Genomic DNA, 20395 nt, shown 5'->3' with positions numbered 1-20395 from the left:
GTCAGGTCCTTGCTGGGAGAGGGGTCGTGACCGGCTGCAGGTCGCCGTGGCGGTGGACGAGGCCGTCGCCCGGCTCGCCGTGCTCGGCCTGCTCGACGGCGCCCACCAGCAGGTGGTGGTCGCCCAGGCGCACGGTGCTGTGGCGCGAGCACAGCAGCCGGCCCAGGCAGCCCGCCAGGTGGGGGACGCCGTACGGGCCGGGGTGCCAGGCGGTCGGCGGGGCGAAGCGGTCGGCGCCCGGGGTGGCGAAGCGGACGGCCGTGTCCGCCTGGTCGGCGCCGAGCAGGTGGATCGCGAAGTGCTCGCTGTCCGCCATCCTCCGCCAGGTGGAGGAGGTGTCGGCGAGGGCGACGGCCACGAGGGCCGGGTCGGCGCTCAGGGAGGTGAACGAGGTGACGGTCACCCCGACCGGGGCGCCGTCCGGCCCGGTGGCGGTCAGGACCGTGACCCCCGAGGGGTGGGCGCGCAGGACGGAGCGCAGGACCGTCCCGTCGACGGTCATACGGCGCTCGCCGGGACCGGCGGGAACGCGGGCCGGGGCAGCCCGAGGTTGTCCCGCAGGGTGGTGCCCTCGTAGCGGGTGCGCACCAGGCCACGGCGCTGCAGTTCGGGGACGAGGAGCTCGACGATGGCGTCCAGGCCGCCCGGGTGGTAGTCCGGCATGATGTTGAAGCCGTCGGCGGCCTCGTTGACGAACCAGTCCTCCAGCTCGTCCGCGATGGTCTCCGGGGTGCCGAGGAGGAAGCGGTGGCCGCGTCCGGCGGCGACGGCCAGGTAGAGCTCGCGGATGGTCAGGCCCTGCCTGCGGGCCTGCTCGTAGATGACCTGCTGCTTGCTGGTGCTGCCCTCGATGGCGGGCAGTTCCGGCAGGGGGCCGTCCAGCGGGTGTCCGGTGAGGTCGACGTTGCCGAGCTGGTACGAGAGCATCCCGAGGCCGACCACCGGGTCGACGAGGGACTGGAGGGTCGCGTACTTGTCCTCGGCCTCCGCCAGGGTGCGGCCCACCACGATGAAGGCGCCCGGCAGGATCTTGACGTGGTCGGGGTCGCGGCCGTGGTCGGCCACCTGCTTCTTCAGACCGCGGTAGTAGACCTGCGCCTGGTCCAGGGTCTGCTGGACGGTGAAGACGACCTCCGCCCACCGGGCGGCGAAGTCCTGCCCGTCCGGGGAGGAGCCGGCCTGGACGATGACGGGGTGGCCCTGCGGCGGGCGGGCGACGTTCAGGGGGCCCCGCACGGAGAAGTGCTCGCCCTTGTGGCCGAGGATGTGCAGCTTCTCCGGGTCGAAGAAGCGGCCCGACTCCTTGTCGTAGAGGAAGGCGTCGTCCTCCCAGCTGTCCCACAGGCCGGTGACGACCTCCATGAACTCCCGGGCGCGGTGGTAGCGGGCGGCGTGCTCGGGCTGCTGGTCCAGGTGGTAGTTGCGCGCCTCGGCGTCCGTCGCGGAGGTGACGACGTTCCAGCCGGAGCGGCCGGCGCTGAGGTGGTCGAGGGAGGCGAACTGGCGGGCCAGGGTGAAGGGTTCGTTGTAGGTGGTGGAGGCGGTCGCGGTGAGGCCGATGTGCCGGGTGTGCACGGCGAGCGCGGAGAGCAGGGTCAGCGGCTCGAAGTGGACCATGCGGCCCTGGCGGCTCAGCTCGTCGGCGTCCTTGTACCTGGTCCGCACCCCCGCCCCGTCGGACAGGAAGACCATGTCGAACATGCCGCGCTCGGCGGTCTGCACCAGCGAGCGGTAGTAGTCGAAGTCCAGGCCGCCGTCGGGGCGGGCCTCGGGGTGCCGCCAGGCGGCTATGTGGTGCCCGGGCGCGGGGAGGAAGGCGCCGAGCTTCATCATGCGGCGGTGCGGACTCACCAGGGTTCTCCACGGTCGGCAAAGCAGGGGCGGGTGGGACGGAGGGGACGGAAGGGAGCCGCCGCCGAGGAGGCGGAAGCCGCCCCCCTCGGCGGCGGCAGCGGCAGCGGTCTCAGCCGAGGAGCCGGACCGGTGCGCCGGCCAGGTACGCCTCGATGTCCTCGACGGCGTGCGTGTAGTAGGTGCGGTAGTTGTTCTGGGAGACGTAGCCCAGGTGGGGGGTGGCCAGGAGGCGGGGCGTGGTGCGGACCGGGTGGTCGGCGGGCAGCGGCTCGACGTCGTACACGTCCAGGCCGGCGCCGGCGATGCGGCCCTCCCGCAGGGCCTCCAGGAGGGCGTCCTGGTCGACCAGGCCGGCGCGGGAGGTGTTGACGAGGTACGCGGTCGGCTTCAGGAGCGCCAGTTCGGCGGGGCCGATCAGGCCGCGGGTGCGGTCGCCGAGGACGAGGTGCAGGGAGACGAAGTCGCTGGTGGCGAGGAGCTCCTCCTTGGAGGCGGCCCGCCGGACGCCGACCTCGGCGGCGCGCTCGTCGGTGAGGTTCTGGCTCCACGCCTGGACGTCCATGCCGAAGGCGAGGGCGACCTGGGCGACCCGGCTGCCGATCTTGCCGAGGCCGAGGAGGCCGAGGGTGCGGCCGTGGAGGTCGGCGCCGACGGTGGACTGCCAGGGACCGCCGGTGCGCAGCGCCGTGTTCTCGGTGACGATGCCCCGGGCCAGGCCGAGGAGGAGGGCCCAGGTCAGTTCGACGGGCGGGGTGGAGGTGCTGGCGGTGCCGCAGACGGTGACGCCGTTGCGCTCGGCCGCGGCGTGGTCGATGACGCTGTTGCGCATGCCGGAGGCGATGAGGAGGCGCAGGCGGGGCAGCCGGTCGAGGAGGGAGGCGGGGAAGGGGACGCGTTCGCGCAGGGTCACGACGATGTCGAAGTCGGCCAGGGCGGCGGCGAGTTCGTCCTCGGTGGCGAAGTGTTCGGGGAAGCTGACGACCTCCACCCGGTCCTTGAGGGGGCTCCAGTCGGCGGCGGTGGTGGCCACCTGCTGGAAGTCGTCGAGTACGGCGCAGCGAAGGCTCATGTCAGTCCTTGTCCCAGGTGATCGGGGTCGGATGGAGGGTAGCGGCGCCGATGCCCGGGCCGGTGGGGAGGGCGAGGACGCCGGCGTCGACGCGTACCCCGGTGAAGGGGTCGTCGCGCAGGCCGACGGGGCCGTCCAGGTCGAGGTGGTCCGCGAGGGGGGCGAGCTGGGCCATGGCGGAGACGCCGAGGGCGCTCTCCACCTTGCAGCCGAGCATGGTCCGCAGGCCGCAGGCCCGGGCCAGCAGGATCATGCGGTGGGCCTCGGCGAGGCCGCCGCAGGTGACGAGTTTGATGTTGACGCCGTCGACGTGTCCGCGCAGGCGCAGGACGTCGTCGGCGGTGGCGCAGTCCTCGTCGGCGAAGACGGGCACGGGCGAGTGTTCGTGGACGTGGCGCAGGTCGTCGAGGCGGCCGGGGGCGACGGGCTGCTCCAGGAGTTCGACGTCGTGGCGGTGGAGTTCCTCGGCGACCCGGAGGGCCTGGTCGCGGTCCCACGAGCCGTTGCCGTCGACGCGGATGCGGCCGGGGTAGACGGAGCGGAGGACACCGGCGCGGCTGCCGTCGTCGCCGGGGGTGAGCTTGAGCTTGAGGACCGGCCAGTGGGCGAGCGCGCGCCCGCGGCGGACCAGTTCGTCGTCGGGGCAGGCGCCGATGGACAGGGCGGTGGGCGGTACGGGCAGGCCGTCGAGGCCGAGGAGGTGGCGCAGGGGGCGGCCGGTGGCCTTGCCGAGCAGGTCGTGCAGGGCCATGTCGACGGCCGAGCGGGCCGCCGGGCCGATGTCGGGCAGCGCGTCGAGGGCGGCGCGCAGCCCGTACGGGGTGGCTCCGGCGAGGGCGGGCGCGCAGGCGTCGAGGTCGCCGGGGTCGGCGTCGCGGGCGGTGCCGAGGCCGCGCAGCCCGCCCCAGGTGAGCTCGACGACGCGCTGGCGCACTTCGGTGGTGACGCCGGTGTTGCTGACGAAGGGCTCGCGCAGGGCGATGACGATCTCGTGGTGGGCGAGCCTCATCCGAGGACCTCCTCGAACGCGGCGACCGCGCCGCACGCCTGCCGGAAGGTCAGCGTCCGGAAGCCGTCGGGTTCGACGGGGACGGCGGGCTCCCGGACGGTGCCGTCGGCGGGTACGCCGCTGCCGCCGGCGAACCGGCCGCGCAGGTACGGCGAGAGCCGCTCGGCGTGGCCGTCGAGCCAGCGGAGCGTGGTGTCGTGAGCGGCGGCCGGGTCGGCGGCGGCGAGCCGGGCGAACAGGCCGGCCATCAGGTCGACGTCGCGGGGCGAGGTGCTGGGCGGGCAGAGCATGAAGGTCTGGGCGGGCAGCAGGACGAACGCCACCGGGCGGGCGGCCTCGAAGTGCGCGACCAGCGGGTCGGTGATGGCCCGCAGGGACCGCACGGTGGAGCGCCTCGTCAGGTAGCCGTGGCGGCGGGGCGGGCAGCCGGCCATGGCGCGGGCTCCCCAGTGCAGGTGGGTGATGAACGGCTGCTCCGGGGGGCCGGGCGGCGCGTCGGGGTGGTGCATGTCGAGGAGCGCGAAGAGGACGTTGGTGAGCTGGAGCGACATCACCGGCAGCAGCGGCGGCAGTTCGGGCAGCCGGGCGAAGAACGCGGCCGGGTCGACGAGCGCGTGGACGGTCACCATGACCGCCTCGGCGAGCGAGCGCGCCGAGGGGTGGTACTGGTCCTCCAGGAGGTAGCCGGAGCCTTCCGGGCGCACCCGGCAGCGGGCCACCTCGCCGTCGGAGCGCACGGCCTGGCTGATGAGTTCGGCGAAGGCCTGGTTGCGGCCCTGGGCGCCGGCCTGCTCCAGGAGCAGGGTGAGCATGTCGGTGACGAGCTCGGCGCGGTCGGTCAGGGCGGTGGCCCAGTGGCGGAAGCGGTAGCCGGGCAGGGCCTCCATCCGCTGCCGGTGGAGGTCGACGAGGGGGACGAGCTCCCCGTCGACCTCGGCCTGCACCAGGGGGCAGAAGAGTGGTGCGGAGCGGTCGCGGCGCACGAAGCGGGAGCCGTCCCAGGTGTGCAGCGGCAGGACGTGCCGCTTGCCCTGGTCGATGAGGGAGCCGGGCTGGTAGGCCTCGTCGCCGCCCTCGGTGTCGGCCTCGGTGCGGGTGAAGCCGTAGATCAGCGGGTAGCCGTGGCCGCCGCCGCAGATGGCGGTGTTGAAGTCCATCGGCCCGGCGCGGCCGGCCGCGATGTCCTCCCAGTTGCCGAGGTGGCCGGTGCGCGGCGGCAGCAGCGACGGGTCGTCGGCGAGGGCGTCCAGGAGCAGGCCGACGGGCAGGTCGTGGGTGCCGGTGTGGACGGGGACGAAGGTCTTGGCGCCCGCGGCGAGGGCGTCGGCCTCGACCGCGGCGCGCAGGCCCAGGGTGTCCAGGATGTGCGTCATGCCGGGTCCTCCGGTCGGGCGCCCATGGTCCGCAGCAGGTAGGGCAGGGTGCCGCCGGCGAGCAGGACGTCCCATTCGCCGGCGGACCGCACGTCGGCGCGTACGGCGAAGGCGGTGCCGTCGGCGGTGACGTGGGCCTCCCCGGTCTCGCGGACCCGCGACAGGTCGACGGAGAACTCCTCGCGGCCGGTGAGGCCGAGGTCGCGCCAGCTCCGCCCGGCGGGCAGGAGCAGCGGCAGGATGCCCATGGCGCACAGGTTGGCCCGGTGGATGCGCTCGAAGTCCTCGGCGAGGACCGCGCGGACGCCGAGCAGCCAGGGGCCCTTGGCGGCCCAGTCGCGGGACGAGCCCATGCCGTAGCCGCGCCCCGCCAGGACGATCAGGGGGGTGCCGCTCTCGGCGTAGCGGCGGGCGGCGTCGTAGACGGGCAGCCGTTCGCCGCCGGGCAGGTGGAGGGTGGTGCCGCCGCTGTCGCCGTCGCCGACGAGCAGGTTGCGCAGGCGCGGGTTGCTGAAGGTGCCGCGGGCCATCACCTCGTGGTTGCCGCGCCGGGAGCCGTAGGAGTTGAAGTCCCGTACGCCCCTGGCCCGCAGGTACTCCCCGGCCGGGGAGTCCGCCGGGACGGCGCCGACGGGGGAGATGTGGTCGGTGCTGACGTGGTCGCCGAGGGCCACCAGGGCGCGGGCACCGGTCAGGACGGGCAGCCCGCCCTCGGAGTCCACGTACGCGGGCGGCCGGATGTAGGTGGAGGTGTCGTCCCACGCGTACACCTCGCTGTCGGGGGCGGTGATCGCCTCCCACGCGGGCTGCGGCGCGGCGTCGGGGGCGAACACCTCGGGGGTGACGTACCGCTCCTCCAGTTCGCGCAGTTCGGCGGCGTGCGGCCACAGGTCGCGCAGGTGGACGGGGACGCCGTCGCGGTCGACGCCGAGCGGCTTGCTCTCCAGGTCGGTGCGGACGTCGCCGACGAGGGCGAGCGCCACGACCAGGGCGGGCGAGGCGAGGTAGCCGGCGCGGACCTGGGCGTGGACCCGGGAGGCGAAGTTGCGGTTGCCGCTCAGGACGGCGGCCACCGTGAGGCCGCCGCGGTCGACGGCCTTGCCGACGCCCTCGTTGAGGGGGCCGCTGCCGCCGTTGCAGGTCATGCAGCCGTAGCCGGCGACGTGGAAGCCGAGGGTCTCCAGGTGGGTGAGGAGCCCGGCGTCGGCCAGGTAGCGGGTGACCGCCCTGGAGCCGGGCGACAGGCTGGTCTTGACGTGGGCGGGGACCCGCAGGCCGCGTTCGACGGCGCGCTTCGCGAGCAGCCCGGCGGCGAGCATGGCCTTGGGGTTGGAGGTGCTGGTGCAGGAGGTGATGGCGGCGATGACGAGGTCGCCGTCCCGGACGCCGCCCTCGCTCCGCGGCCCCTCGGGGCAGAGCGCGGCCAGCGAACCGGGCAGGTCGCCCAGGGAGATGCGCTGGTCGGGGCGGCTGGGGCCGGCGAGGCCCGGGCCCACCTCGCTCAGGTCGAAGGCGATGCTCCGCCCGAAGACGGGCTCGGCGGCCTCCCGGAGCAGGCGCTGCTCCCGGCAGTACTCCCGTACGCGGGTCACCGCCGGCTCGTCGCGGCCGGTGCGCCGCAGGTAGGAGAGGGTCTCCTCGTCGACGGGGAAGAACGCCGACATGGCGCCGTACTCGGGGGCCATGTTGGCGACGGTGCAGCGGTCGGGGGCGGAGAGCTCGTCGACGCCGGGGCCGGTGAACTCCACCATCAGCCCCTGGACGTTCTCCTCGCGCAGGCGGCGGGTGAGCGCGAGGACGACGTCGGTGGGCGAGGTCCCGGGGCTGATGGTGCCGGTCAGCCGCACCCCGACGATGGCGGGGATGCGGATGGCCTGCGCCAGGCCCAGCATCTGCGCCTCGGCCTCCAGGCCGCCGACGCCCCAGCCGAGCACGCCGAGGCCGTTGACCATGGTGGTGTGGCTGTCGGTGCCGAGGACGGTGTCGGGCACGAGGGAGCCGTCGGGGGCCTCGGTCACGACGGTGGCCAGCTGCTCCAGGTTGACCTGGTGGACGATGCCGCGGCCCGGGGGGATCACGCGTACGCCGTCGAAGACGCCTTCGGCCCACTTGAGAAAGGCGTACCGCTCGCGGTTGCGGTCCATCTCCAGGGCCTCGTTCAGGCCGAGGGCGTCGGGGCGGCCCGCCCAGTCGGTCTGCACCGAGTGGTCGACGACCACGTCGACGGGGAGGGCGGGGTTGACGCGGCCCGGCTCGGCGACGCGGTCGCGGAGCACGGCCAGGTCGACCAGGAGCGGGATGCCGGTGTAGTCCTGCACCAGGATGCGGGCGGGGCGGAACGGCATCTCCAGGGCCGGGTCCTCGCCGAGCGCGAGGCGCTTGCCGAGGACCGCGGCCTGCGCGGGGTCCCCGGCCCGCAGCAGCGATTCCAGCAGGACGCGGCCGGTGTAGGGGACGGCTCCGAGGTCGAAGCCGTGCTCCGCGGCGAAGTCCGGCAGCCGCGCGGGCGCGGCGGCCGGCGTGGCAGGGGCGGCCGGGGCGGAGAGGCCGGAAGGGGCGGACGCGGGGCTCATCGCGCGGCTCCCGAGGGGTAGGTGAGGCCGCGCGGGCCCGCGTAGGCGAGCAGCGGGCGGATGAGGACGTTGTTGGCGTGCTGTTCCAGGGCCTGGGCGACCCAGCCGGGCGTCCGGCCGATGACGAACAGGGCGACGGCCAGGTCGTCCGGGAGGCCGAGGAGGCGGTAGGAGAGGCCGGCGTAGAGGTCGACGTTGGGGGCGACGCCGTGCCGCTGCCGGGGCCGCATCGCGGCGGCGACCGCGTCGAGGACGTCGAGCCCGGTGCGGTCGCCGCGCTCCTCGCTGAGCTCGACGACGCTGGCGCGCAGGTGGCGCATGCGCGGGTCCTCGGTGCGGTAGACGCGGTGGCCGAAGCCCATGACGGGTTCGCCGCGGCTCTGCAGGGCGGCGACGTGCGCCTCGGCGTTCTCGGGGGTGCCGACCTCGTCGACGAGTTTGATGGCGCGTTCGGCGGCGCCGCCGTGCACCGAGCCGGAGAAGGCGGCGATGGCGGCGGTGAGCGCGGCGGTCATGTCGGCGCGGCAGCCGATGGCGACGCGGGCGGTGAACGCGGAGGCGTTGGAGCCGTGGTCGGCGTGGACGACGAAGCCCTTGTCGATGACGCGTACGGCGGTGGGGGTGGGTTCCTCGCCGAGGAGCACGGTGAGGAACGCCTCGGCGTGGCCGGCGTCCTCGCGGGGCCAGCGCGGTTCGCGGCCGCTGCGGAAGGCGTGGTGCGCGGCGACGATCATCGGTATGCGCGCGATGAGTTCGATGCCGGCCTCGCGGGCCTCGTCGAGGGTCTCGTCGGTGCCCGCCGCCCGGTGCGGGCCGTACGCGCCGAGCGCGGAGACGCAGGTGCGCAGCGCCTCCATCGGGTGGGCGTGCGCGAGGGTCCGGGCGAGTTCCAGGACCGGCGCGGGCAGTGTGCGGGCCGCGCGCAGCTGCTTGGTGAAGACCTCCAGGGCGGCCGGGTCGGGGAGGTGGCCGTGGACCAGCAGGTGGGCGACCTCCTCGAAGGAGGCGTGCTCGGCGAGGTCGTGGATGCTGTAACCCCGGTACTCCAGGGTGCCTTCGGCGCCGTCGATGAGGGTGACGGCGGAGTGGTCGAAGGTGACGCCCTCCAGGCCCCGGTGGACGGTGACGGCGGGCGGGGTCGCGGGCGCGGGCCCGTCGACGCCCCCGGGGGCCGTACCGCTCACGGAGTCGGATCCGGTCGCGGAGCCGGTACGGCCGGCGCCCTCCGCGCCGGTCGCGGAGCCGTCGGCGGCGGTGCCGGCCAGGCCGTCGGCGAAGGCGCGGACCGCGTCGAGCGTGCGCAGTTCCAGCATGAGGTCGTCGTCGACCTCGACGCCGTACTCCTGCTCCAGGGCGACCATCAGCGCGACGTGGCCCAGCGAGTCCCACTCGCGGACGGACTGGTAGGCGAGATCCGCGGTGAGGCGGTCCTCGGGGATGCCCAGGGTGCGGGCGACGAGCTGGTCGACTGTGCTCACGATGGGCTCTCTTCGGGTCGCGGATCGCGGGGCGGGGTCGTCGGGGGCACGGATGAGGGGGTGCGGGTCACAGGCCCGCCCGGAGGAGGTCGCGGAGCGCGCCCCGGTCGGTCTTGCCGTTGCCGTTGAGGGGCATCTCGGGCAGCACGTGGATCCGGGCGGGCGTCATGTAGGACGGCAGCGCGGCCTCGCAGGCGGCGGTGAGCTCCGCGGGGTCGGCGTCGCCGCAGACGACGGCGGTCACGGTGTGGTCGTCGGGCCACTGCAGCGCGACCGCCTCCACGGCGCCGGCCCGCCGCAGGACCGCCTCGATCTCGCCGAGTTCGACGCGGTAGCCGCCGATCTTGACCTGCTGGTCGTTGCGGCCCAGGTGGACGTAGGCGTCGTCCCGCAGGCGCACCAGGTCGCCGGTGCGGTAGTAGGTGCGTCCCTCGTACGGAAAGTAGCGCTCGGCGGTGAGGTCGGGCGCCCGCCAGTAGCCGGGGGTGGTCTGCGGGCCCGCCACGCACAGTTCGCCGGTCCCGCCGTCCGCGACGGGCGCGCCGTCCTCGCCGATGACCAGCGCGTGCAGGCCCGGGTAGGGGCGGCCGATCGGCACGTTGCCGTGGACGCAGGACGCGGGGCCGGTCACCGGGTCCCAGCGGTGGACCGTGCAGGCGATGGTCAGCTCGGTGGGCCCGTACAGGTTCTCCACGACCGACCGCGGGGCGGCCGCCTGCCAGGCCTCGGCGGTCTCGCGGGGCAGCGCCTCGCCGCAGAACAGGCTCCAGCGCAGGGTGGGCATCGTCCCGGGCAGGAGCTTCCCGCGCCGCCGCAGCACGGCGGCGACGGACGGCACGGAGAACCAGACGGTGATCCCGTTGCGCTCCAGGTACCTGAACGGCGACAGCAGCTCGATGGGGTCCATCGAGCAGACCCGGGCGCCGTTCTCCCAGGCCATGAAGAGGTCGAAGACCGACAGGTCGAAGGTCTGGTCGAAGGTCTGCGTCAGCCGGTCGTCGGGGGTGAGCCGGTAGCGCTCCTGGTTGGCGTCGAGGAACGCGCGGACGTTGCCGTGGGTGACGGGCACGCCCTTGGGCTCGCCGGTGCTGCCCGAGGTGAACAGCAGGTACGCGAGGTCGTCGGGGGCGACCGGGGGCAGGTCCTCCAGCGGCGCCGCGGCCGCCAGGTCCCGGGCGTCCAGGACCCGCGCGTCGCCGAGGTCGCCGGCCTCGGCGCGCTCGGTGTCGGGGAGCAGCACGACCGGCGTGCGCGGCAGCCCCCGCAGGAGGCCGGCGAGGCCGGGCAGGGAGGCGGCGTCCACGACGAGCGCGTCGACGTCGGCGCGCTCCAGCATGGAGCGGGTCCGCTCGGCGGGGAACCTGCGGTTCAGCGGGACGAACGCGGCGCCCGCGTACAGCGCGGCGACGACTCCCAGGTAGGAGACCTCGCTGCGGTGGGCGAAGACCCCGACCCGGGCCGGCCGGCCGCCGGCGGCCTCGACCAGCGGGCCGGCCCAGCGGCGCGCGGTGGCGGCGGCCTCGGCGTAGCTCACCTCCCGGCGCCCCAGGGTCAGCGCGGTGCGGTCCGGCTGGACGAGCGCGTGCTTCAGGAGGCCCGCGCCCAGGCGTACGTCCGTTGCTGTGGTCATGTCTGTCCGAACTCGTCGACGGCGGATCGGCTCGAAGCTATCGACGGCCCGGGAGGGCGGTCCCGGTTGTGCGCACTGGCGCGCTAAACACCCTTGACCGGGGAAAAGCGCGTTCTGCTCGTTTTCCCCGCAGACAGGTGCGCCGGGTGCGCCGGGCGCGTCGGCGGACCACGCGACGGCGACGGCGACGCGCCCCGGGCCGGGGCACGTCGCCGTGGAGGGAGGGGCGCGCTCAGACGGTGGCGGCGTCCTTCGCCGGGGCCTCTGCCCTGCGGGTGCCGAGGGAGACGACGGCCGGGACGACGGCGCCGAGGACGGTGTAGGCGACGGCCAGGACGACCCAGCCGACGGCGCCGTGACCGATGATCAGCCAGGCGAGGACGGCGGGGGCGAACATCTTGCCGATGTCCTGGCCCATCTTGTACGTGCCTTGGTACTGGCCCTGCGCGTGGTCGGGCGCCAGGTCGAAGACGATGGTCCAGCTGCCCGCCGCCTGCCGGATCTCCCCGAACGCGTGCAGCAGCGCGCCGGCGGCGAGGAGCACGCAGGCGGCGACGACCTCGGCGCCGTCGGTGAGGGCGAAGAGCAGGCAGGCGGCCGCCACGCAGCCGGCGCCCTGGAGGCTCGCGAAGGACGCGGACCTCGGGCCGTCGACGCCGCGCGCGGCCCGGGTCTGGAAGGCCACCACGAGGACCGTGTTCAGCAGGAGCAGGGCCGCGCTGGTCCAGCGGGGCGCGTCCGTGTGGTGGACGACCCACAGGGGCAGCACGAGGTCGAGCAGCAGGGCGTGGGTGGCGAGGGCGCCGTCGAGGACGGTGAACGCCAGGAACGGCGTGTCCCGCAGGACCGAGAAGGCCGCGCCGGGCGTGGCGGGCGCCGGGGGCACGGGCCGCTCCTTGAGCGTGAGGAGTCCCGTGACCAGGAAGCAGAGGGCGGTGAAGAGGACGGCGCTCTGGTAGCCGACGCGTTCGTCCCAGACGAGGACGAGGCCGGCCAGGCAGGCGCCGACGGCGAGGGTCGCGTTGACCGCGGCCCGGATGTACGCCATGACGTGGACCCGCTTCTCCCGGGGCACGTTGGCCGCGATCATCGCCTTGCGGGCGTTGTTGCCGGCCCGGTAGGCGAGCCCCTGCACGGAGGTGACGACGAGGTACGACCAGAAGCCCTGCGCCGCGACCAGGGCGGCGGTCAGCGGGGCCAGGGCGAGGAACGACCACAGCTGCACGGTGCGCGGGCCGGCCCGGTCGGCGAGGTGGCCGAGCGGGATGCTGGACACCAGGACGAGGACGGCCGTGACGCCGAGGGCGACGCCCAGCTCGCCGGGCGACATCCCGACGACCGTCACCGCGTAGATGGCGCTGAGGGCCATCCACAGCCCCTGCCCCAGGCTCATCACCATGGTGATGAACGTCAGCAGCCGGGTGGGGCCGGGCTCGGGGAGTATGCGGATCGGCACTGTCGTCTTCCTGTCGCGTGGTGGAGGGTGCGGGGCGGTGCGGAAGGGCGGGCGGACCGCCGCCTCACGCCCGGGAGTAGAGGTGCTCGGGCCGGCCGCTGGTGCCGTACCGGAGGGTGAGCCGCAGCCGCCCGCGGTCGGCGAGGTGCTTCAGGTACCGCTGGGCGGTCGAGCGGCTGATGCCCGTCAGCTCGGACACCTCCTGGGCGGCGAGCTCCCGCCCGGCACCGTGCTCCTCGACCATGCGGGAGACGAGGTCCGCGGTGCGCTCGGAGAAGCCCTTGGGCAGGTCACGCACCGCGTCCGGCGGGGAGCCGCCGCCGAGGGTCCGGTCGACGGCGTCCTGGTCCATCTCCGTGGCGTCGGCGAGCGCGGCGCGCGTCCGGGCGTACGACTCCAGGCGTTCGCGGAGGTCCTCGGGGGTGAACGGCTTGACGAGGTAGTGCACGACGCCCGCGCGGCGGGCCGCGCGGACCGACTCGGGCCTGCGGTCGGCGGTGACCATGAGGACGTCGACGTCCAGGTCGAGGCCGCGGAGGCGGCGGGTGACGGAGAGTCCGCTCTCGTTGGGGAGGTGCTGGTCGAGCAGGACGAGGTCGATGCCGCCGCGCTCGACGGCCGCCAGGGCCGGGGCCGCGCTGTGGGCGATGCCCGCCACCCGGAAGCCGGGCGTCTCGGACACGTAGTGGGCGTTGATCCTCGCCACGTAGAAGTCGTCGTCGACGACGAGCACGTTGATCACCGGCCCTCCCGCGGCCGGCCCGGCGCGTCCGCCTCCCCCGGGCACGCCGCCCTCGGGCGGGCGCCCCGGTGCTGCTCGCCGGCGCGCATCCGGACGGTGAAGACGGCGCCGCCGCCCCGCCGGGCCCGCACCTCGACGGATCCGTCCCGCGCCTCTGCGACGGCGCGGACGAGCGCGAGGCCGATGCCGCGGGGGCGTTCGGCCGAGGCCGGTTTCGTCGAGGTGCCCCGCTCGAAGACCCAGCCGCGCAGGTGGGGCGCCACACCGGGGCCGTTGTCGTGGACGGAGAGGTCGACGGTTCCCCGCTCGTACCGGAGCGCGACCTCGACGCGGGGTTCCGGCCGTCCGGCGCCGGTGACGGCGTCCAGGGCGTTGTCGACGAGGTTGCCGAGGACGGCGCCGATCTCCCCCGCCGCCTCCAGGCCGTCGGGCAGCCGGGAGGCGGGACAGAGCCGGAGGTCCACGCCGCGCTCGGCGGCGGCGATGAGCCGGCCCACGGCCTGCGCGCGGACCAGGGGGTCGGCGATCCGGCGGGTGATCGCCTCGACCGTGGCGACCGGCACCCCGTAGGAGGCGGCGAAGGCGTCCGCCCGCTCCTCCGCGAACCGGGCCAGCACCTGCAGGCCCCTCAACGTGTGGAGCGCGTTGCGGCGTTCGTGCCGCCGCACCTCCGCGTCGACCAGGTGACGGGCGCTCTGGAGGCCGGCGAGCCAGGCGCGCTCCGCCGCCGTGGGAAGCGCGACCCGGGACTGCGGCGCGATCGCGTACAGCTGGCTGTGGTGGGTCATGACGGACTTTCCGTGGTCCTCGCACCGGTGAAGGTGAACCATTGGACCCGATCCCACCGAACACTTCAACGCATGTGGCGTGAATAGATCACCTCGCTCGGTTCTCCGGTGTGAAGGCGTCCGGGACCGGCAGGGTCGACCAGTTCGTCAGCGGCCAGGCCACGACGACGGCGCGGCCCACGACGTCGTCGAGGGGGACCATGCCGCCGTGCGGGTCGTCCTGGTGGTAGCGGGAGTCCTGGGAGGCCTGGCGGTGGTCGCCCATGACCCAGAGGTGCCCGGCGGGGACGGTGACCTTGAAGCGGCCGCCCTCGTCGTCGCTGCACGGGGTGTTGCCGGCGTACACGTACGGCTCCGTGAGCGGCGTCCCGTTGAGCTGGAGCGGGCCCGTGCCGGTGCACTCGACGGTGTCGCCGGCGACGCCGATGACCCGCTTGATCAGGTGCTGCTCACCGGCCGCGGGCATCAGGCCGACGAAGCCGAGGGCCTTCTGCACGGTGCTCGGGGGCCGCGTCTCGTGTCCGGCGAGCCAGTCGGCGGGGTCGCGGAAGACGACCACCTCGCCCCGGTCGGGTTCCGAGCCGAACCACGGGGTGAGCTTGTCGACGAGGACCCGGTCGTCCTCCTGGAGGGTGTTCTGCATGGAGCCCGAGGGGATCAGGAACGCCTGGAGCAGGAAGGTCTTGATCAGGAAGGCGAGGCCCAGGGCGACCACGGCGAGGAGGGGGTACTCCAGCCACGGGGAGAGGGTGCGGCGCCGGCCCTTCCGGGGGGCCGCCTCCGGTTCCGGGGCCGGCCTCGGCTCCGTCGACACGTCCGTGCTGTCCGTCATGTCCGCCCGCCCCGATTCAGTTGGTTCCTGCCGCATGGGTCGACCCTAGGGCCCGTGGCCGCCGTGGAGCAGTCCCCCGGCGGGTTCGCCCTCCTTACGGGTGACCCGCCGGCGGCGCGGGATCAGCGCAGTTCCTCCGGGCAGGCCGTGCCGCGCGGGAAGAGCTTGTACGGGGCGGCCAGGCGGTACGTGCCCGCCTTCGGGGCGACCAGTTCCGTCCACTCGTCGCCCTGCTCGTCCGGCTCGGCCTTCACCAGGCAGCCGTTCTCGTTGGCGAAGACCTTCGGGAGCTCCGTCTCGGACTCCTCCCGCGCCCGCTTGGACTCCTCGGTCTCCTGCGGGGGCTCCACCTTGCCGCCGTTCTCGTCCATCAGCGCCAGCCACGGCGAGTAGGGCACGCGGATCTTCACCCGGGCCGGGCGGTCCAGGTGGAGGACGACCTCGTTCTCGGCGGCGCGCTCGACCTGGGCCGGGGCGTCGGCGAGCGGGGTGGCGCCGGCGACCTCGTACAGCCGCCAGTTAGCGTCGGACCAGACCTGGTTCAGGTACGGCAGGCCCGCGCCGACCAGCTCGGCCTCGCGGGCGGCGCCCGAGTCGGGGGCGCCGGTCGGGAGGACGACGTACCGGACGGCCCAGCGGTGGAGCCACTCGCGGTAGTTCACGGCGTTGAGGGTGTCGTCGTAGAAGAGCGGGTTGCGCTCCATGTCCGCCTGGCGGTTCCAGCCGCGCGCGAGGTTGATGTACGGGCTGAGCGCCGAGGACTCGCGGTGGCTCGACGCCGGGACGACCTCGACGCGCGCCTTCCGGGCCTCCCGGACCTGGAGCTGGTTGATCAGCGGCGCCACCTCGAAGGCCCAGGAGGCGTCCGGGCGGGTGCGGATGACGTCGTCGACGCCCTTGAAGCCGATCCAGAGGTTCAGGCCGAGGAAGGCGACGGCCAGCGCGTACCAGCGGCGCGACCGCGGGCGCGTGTACGGCAGCGCCGCGAGCAGCGCCACGCCCGCGAAGAGCATCGGGAGCCGCGAGATGTTCGACCCGATCTGGGAGTCGATCAGCCAGGTCAGGAACGTGCCGACGGTGTAGCAGGCGGCGGCCGTGCGGACGGTGCGCCAGTCCCGCGGCACGAGGACGAGGACGAGGATCCCGAAGAGCAGCGGCAGCGACGTCGACGCGAGGGACATCGGCTGGGTGCCGGAGAAGGGGAAGAGCCAGGAGGAGAGCGCGACGACCGCGACCGGGGCGAGGCCGATGGCGTACGCGCCGGGCCTCCGCTTGTTCAGGAAGAGCGCCGCCGCGACCACCCCGAGGAAGAGGCCCGCGACCGGGCTGCACGCCGTCGCGAGCCCGGCGAGCGGCGCCGCGACGGCGGCCTTCGCCCACCGTTTGCGGCGCCAGCGGTGCGGCCAGCAGAAGACGGCGGCGACCGCGCCGAGCGCGAACATCATGCCGAGGCCGAAGGTCACCCGGCCCGACAGCGCGTTGCAGAGGAAGGCGAAGACGCCCGCGAGCGAGCAGGCCATCGGGTTCCGGACGGCCGGCACCCGGACCAGGATCAGCGCGGTCAGCGCGGCGGAGAGCGTCCCCGCGATCATCATCGTGGAGCGGACGCCGAGCACCGACATCACGTACGGCGACACCACGCTGTACGAGACCGGGTGCATGCCCCCGTACCAGGCGAGGTTGTACGCCGAGTCGGGGTGCCGGCCGACGAACTCCGCCCACGCGTCCTGCGCCGCGAGGTCGCCGCCGCTGTTCGCGAACCAGAAGAACCAGAGCACGTGGAGCAGCGCGGCGACGCCCGTCGCCACCATCACGGGATAGCGGCGCTTGCGGCGCCGCCGCGGGGGCGGGGAGACGGGCGCGGAGGCGGCCGGGGTCCGCTCGGGGGCGGAGCGCTGGTTCGGGAGCACTATTCGCGACGGTGAACCGGGAGTAGGGGGCGGCAGGGAGCCGGAGGCCGGGGCGGCCTCCTCCCCGCCATCCTGCGCGACGGGCGGCCCCGCGTCCTGCGGAGAGCGGCGGCGGGGGTCCGGACGCGTGGCGGTCCGGTCCGTGGCGGCCCCGTCCGCGGCGGCCTCGCCGCGGCCCGCGCGTGTCGGCTCGACGGTGGTCACTGCGGCCCTCTCCCGTGCTGCTTCCGTGCTGTCGTGTGCGGGTCGTCCCTCTCGCGGGGGCGCGGCCGGCATCCCGAAGACGCTAACAGCAGGGCGCCCCGGTCGTCCGGGGCGCCCTGTCGTCCGTACGGCCGCGGGCTCAGCCCACGCGGGTCAGCTTCTTGTCGAAGCCGGGCTCCACCAGGTCGGACCGGAGCGCCACCGGGGCGCTGATCCGGCCGGCGCCCTCGCCGACCGAGACCGTGCCGACGACGTCCCCGGCCTTGCCGGAGTGGGGGACGGCCTTGCCGCCGTCGGTCAGCTCCAGGTCGACCTTCAGGCCCGGCCAGCCGACGGCCTTGATCTCCTTCGTCGCCACGACGGGGGTCTGCCCGCCGAGCCCGTCGTCGACGTATCCGACGACCTGGCCCTTCTTCACGACGGCGGCGGAGGTGGTGTCGCCCTGCGCCTGCTTGATCAGCTCGTAGCTGTAGTCCAGCGACAGCTCCAGCTTCTTGTTGAGCGTCTCGGCGTTCTGCGCGCCCATCACGATGCCCACGATGCGGTGGGTCCTGCCGTCGACGACCGTGTTCGCCGACCAGAGCAGGTTGCCGCCCGCGGGGGTGGAGGAGCCGGTCTTGATGCCGGTCACGCCGTCCTTGAGCAGCAGTCGGCTGTTGTTGTTCTCGATGTAGCCGACGCCCTCGATGGTGGCGTTCGGCATGTCCACGATCTCGCGGAACACGTCGAACTTCATGACCGCCTTCGCCAGCTTCAGCTGGTCCTGCGGCGTCGACACGGTGGAGTCGAGCAGACCGGACGGGTCGGTGTACCGGGACTGGGTCATGCCCAGCTCCTTGGCGGCGGCGTTCATCTTGTCGACGAACGCCTGCTCCGAGCCCGCGTCCCAGCGCGCGAGCAGCCGGGCGACGTTGTTGGCGGACGGGATCATCAGGAGCTGCAGCAGCTCCTTCTCCGTGTAGGTCTGGCCCTTCTTCACCGGCGCCGTCGACTCGTGCGCCGCCTTCGCCTGGTCGGCGGCCTTCTGGTCCACGGTGATCCGCGGACCCTTCTGGTTCCCCTTGAGCGGGTGGTCGCGGAGGATCACGTACGCGGTCATCGTCTTCGTCACGGACGCGATGGGGGCCGGCTTCTGCGCGCCGTACGTGCCCATGGAGCCGACGCCCTCGATCTCCACCGCGCCCTGGCCCTCGCCGGGCCACGGCATCTTCAGGGGGCCGCCCGCGAAGGTGTACGTCGGCGTCCCGGAGAGCTTCAGGGCGGGCGCCGGGAGCGGGCGGACCATCTGCACGATCGCGAAGACGATCAGGAGGAGCAGGACCAGCGGGGTCCAGATCCTGACCCGGCGCAGGGTGGTGCGCCAGGCGTTCGGCGGCGGGGGCGGGGTGTTCGTCAGCTCGGCGAGCAGATCGAGCGGGGGCAGCGGGGGCAGCGGCTGCTGCCGCGTCCGCTCGGGCTCCGTGAGCGCGGGCGCGGGGGCGGCGGCCTCCGCCTTCGGCCGGGGCTCGGGGGCGGCGGCCTGCGGCTTCGCCGCCTTCTGGTCGGCCGGGACGTCCGGCCGCAGCGGCACGAAGGTGCTCGTCCGCTCGCTGTCGGAGTCGGGGCCCGCCAGGTCGCGCGGCAGCTTGAGCGCCGTCGTCGGCTGGTCCACGACCGGCGGCCGCACGGCCCGGAACATGGTGGTGGGCTGGTCGACGGGCTCCTCGGAGACGCCCGGCTCCGCCCCGGCGGGCTCCGTCCCGGCGGGCCCGGGCACCTCGGCCTTGGGGGCGTCGGGCTTGGGAGCGTCGGGCTTGGGGGCGTCGGCCTTGGGAGTGTCGGGCTTGGGGGCGTCGGACGGGGCGGCCATCGGCGCGTCGGCGGGGGCCGCGTCGGACTTCGGCCCGGCGGGTGCCGGGACCTCGGACCTCGGCGCCTCGGACGCCGACGGCGCGGCTCCGGAGGCATCGGTCTTCGGCTCGCCGGCCTTCGGCTCATCGGTCTTCGGCTCACCGGGCTTCGTGGCGGCGAACCACGTCGGTTCCGCCGCCTTCGGCGCCCCGGTGGGCGCGTCAGGGGCCGCCACGGGCTCGCCGGCCGCCCCGGGGGCCTCCGGGCGCTCCTCGGGCCCGGAGGACGCCGACGCGGCCTCCTCGGCCCTCGCGGACGCCTCGTCACCGGTCCCGGACGTCTCGCCACCGGTCCCGGGCGACGCGTCGGCGGGCTCGGACGTCTCGCGGGCGGGCTCGGTGGGCGCGGCGGGCTCGGTGGGCTTCCCCGCCGTGGCGACCCACGCCGCGACGGCCTGCTTCAGGCGGTCGCCCCCGGGCGCGGCGGCCCCGCCGGACTCCGGAATCGATTCCTCAGCCGGGCCGGACGGCTCCGCCGGCTCCGCGTCGTCCTCCGGGACGCGCGGCGCCACGGTCTTGAAGACCGCCGTCGGCTGGTCCACCGGCGTCGGCGCGGACCCCGCGGACGCCGGGGAATCCGAGGAGGCAACCGTCGACGACCCCGACGGCGTCCTCCCCTCCGACGACCCCTGCTGCTCCGCCCTGTCGGGGGACTCGCCCGCCACCGTGCCTCCTCCATGCGTCATGCGTACGTCCGAACCGTCTACCAGTGTCCTGTGTGAACCCCTTGGCCCCCGTGCTAGACGAGAACGACATACCTGCCGGTTCCCGGACGAACCGCACAGGCACTCTCGACAGATGAATGTGAGAGGGGTCACCCTGTCATTCATCCACGCGGGGAGGCATGGATGGGCAGGAGCCGCAGAACACTTCCGGAGGAGCTTCTGCTGCTCGCTCTGGACCCGACCACGGGTACCACAGCGCAGCCGCAGTCGCTCGATCTGGGCCTGGCCGGAGCACAGCTAGTAGAGCTGGCCCTGGCAGGACGGATAGCCCCTGACGGGGATCGTATCGCCGTGGTGATGCCACGGCCGACCGGAGATCCGACTCTGGACTCCGCACTGGAACTGCTGCGCAGGCGCGGCAGTCCGGTCCGGGCCGTCCACTGGATCGGCGGGCCCCGACTGGGGCTCCGCCAGACGTATCTCTCGCATCTGGAGCGATGCGGCATGGTGCATGCCGTGGAGGGCCAGATGTGCGGGGTGCTGCCGACGACTCGCTACCAGGCGACGGACACGGCGATCAGCCGGGAGATCAAGGCCCGGCTGGACAGTGCGATCCGCACCGGGGTACCCCCGGACCCGCGGACCGCGGCGCTCGCCGCACTGGCCCACGCGGTCGGTCTCGGCAAGCACCTGTACCCCGGCAACGAAGGACGGTCGTCGCGGTCCCGGCTGCGCGACCTGATCCGGCACGACCCCATGGGCGGTCTCGTCGCGCACGCCGTGATGGACGTCCAGAACGGCGCGGCGGCACAGCCGCGCCGGAGCGGCCAGGGCGTACCCGCCCAGCCGCGCGGCCCCATGGCCCGCGCCGCCGTCCACTGAGGCGGGCGCACGGCCCGGGGCACCACACCGCACCGCCGCAC

At 74.4% G+C, this 20395-nt stretch carries 15 protein-coding genes; 1 reads left to right on the top strand and 14 read right to left on the bottom strand.

Going from position 1 to position 20395, the window contains the following annotated elements:
- Position 1: 1 nt before the first annotated feature.
- The 14 genes from ACFZCF_RS30585 to ACFZCF_RS30520 form a co-directional block, all read right to left on the bottom strand.
- Complete coding sequence (locus tag ACFZCF_RS30585; RefSeq protein WP_388449626.1) at positions 2–502, bottom strand: flavin reductase family protein; 501 nt, start codon at positions 500–502, stop codon at positions 2–4.
- Positions 499–1851, bottom strand: a complete 1353-nt coding sequence (locus ACFZCF_RS30580) for an LLM class flavin-dependent oxidoreductase (protein WP_388449627.1) — start codon at positions 1849–1851, stop codon at positions 499–501. Before ACFZCF_RS30580 ends, ACFZCF_RS30585 begins: the two co-directional genes overlap by 4 nt.
- 112 nt (positions 1852–1963) lie before the next feature.
- Complete coding sequence (locus ACFZCF_RS30575; protein WP_388449628.1) at positions 1964–2923, bottom strand: D-2-hydroxyacid dehydrogenase family protein; 960 nt, start codon at positions 2921–2923, stop codon at positions 1964–1966.
- 1 nt (position 2924) lies between these two features.
- Positions 2925–3932, bottom strand: a complete 1008-nt coding sequence (locus ACFZCF_RS30570; protein ID WP_388449629.1) for a dipeptide epimerase — start codon at positions 3930–3932, stop codon at positions 2925–2927.
- Complete coding sequence (locus tag ACFZCF_RS30565) at positions 3929–5305, bottom strand: DUF6025 family protein (protein ID WP_388449630.1); 1377 nt, start codon at positions 5303–5305, stop codon at positions 3929–3931. The genes ACFZCF_RS30570 and ACFZCF_RS30565 overlap by 4 nt, the downstream gene beginning before the upstream one ends.
- Entirely contained in the window at positions 5302–7878 is a 2577-nt protein-coding gene (acnA, locus tag ACFZCF_RS30560; RefSeq protein ID WP_391290276.1) for an aconitate hydratase AcnA, read from the bottom strand. The genes ACFZCF_RS30565 and acnA overlap by 4 nt, the downstream gene beginning before the upstream one ends.
- Positions 7875–9356: a citrate/2-methylcitrate synthase gene (locus tag ACFZCF_RS30555; protein WP_391290274.1), complete on the bottom strand. Its 1482-nt coding sequence runs from the start codon at positions 9354–9356 to the stop codon at positions 7875–7877. Before ACFZCF_RS30555 ends, acnA begins: the two co-directional genes overlap by 4 nt.
- A 67-nt stretch (positions 9357–9423) precedes the next feature.
- Complete coding sequence (locus tag ACFZCF_RS30550) at positions 9424–10986, bottom strand: amino acid adenylation domain-containing protein (protein WP_391290272.1); 1563 nt, start codon at positions 10984–10986, stop codon at positions 9424–9426.
- 232 nt (positions 10987–11218) lie between these two features.
- A complete protein-coding gene (locus ACFZCF_RS30545) occupies positions 11219–12442 on the bottom strand; it encodes an MFS transporter (RefSeq protein WP_388449634.1) in 1224 nt (407 codons plus the stop codon).
- A gap of 64 nt (positions 12443–12506) precedes the next feature.
- Positions 12507–13184, bottom strand: coding sequence for a response regulator (locus ACFZCF_RS30540; protein WP_388449635.1), 678 nt, complete (start codon positions 13182–13184; stop codon positions 12507–12509).
- Positions 13181–13972, bottom strand: coding sequence for a sensor histidine kinase (locus ACFZCF_RS30535; RefSeq protein ID WP_388449636.1), 792 nt, complete (start codon positions 13970–13972; stop codon positions 13181–13183). Before ACFZCF_RS30535 ends, ACFZCF_RS30540 begins: the two co-directional genes overlap by 4 nt.
- Positions 13973–14060: 88 nt before the next feature.
- Entirely contained in the window at positions 14061–14804 is a 744-nt protein-coding gene (lepB, locus tag ACFZCF_RS30530) for a signal peptidase I (RefSeq protein WP_388449637.1), read from the bottom strand.
- 122 nt (positions 14805–14926) lie between these two features.
- A complete protein-coding gene (locus ACFZCF_RS30525; protein ID WP_391290268.1) occupies positions 14927–16918 on the bottom strand; it encodes an MFS transporter in 1992 nt (663 codons plus the stop codon).
- A gap of 139 nt (positions 16919–17057) precedes the next feature.
- The gene (locus ACFZCF_RS30520) at positions 17058–19349 is read right to left on the bottom strand and encodes a serine hydrolase (protein WP_391290266.1); all 2292 of its coding nucleotides are present in this window, start codon (positions 19347–19349) and stop codon (positions 17058–17060) included.
- A gap of 306 nt (positions 19350–19655) precedes the next feature.
- Here ACFZCF_RS30520 and ACFZCF_RS30515 point away from each other — a divergent pair, with 306 nt between their 5' ends.
- On the top strand, positions 19656–20354 hold the full coding sequence (locus ACFZCF_RS30515; RefSeq protein WP_388449640.1) for a GPP34 family phosphoprotein: 699 nt from the start codon (positions 19656–19658) through the stop codon (positions 20352–20354).
- The last annotated feature ends 41 nt before the right edge of the window (positions 20355–20395 follow it).

Origin of the sequence: Streptomyces sp. NPDC007945 (genome assembly GCF_042958885.1) — a bacterium.
In the GTDB taxonomy this organism is placed as follows: Bacteria; Actinomycetota; Actinomycetes; order Streptomycetales; family Streptomycetaceae; genus Streptomyces.
Note: the sequence above shows the minus strand (reverse complement) of the source record. Positions and strands in the feature narration are given on the sequence as shown.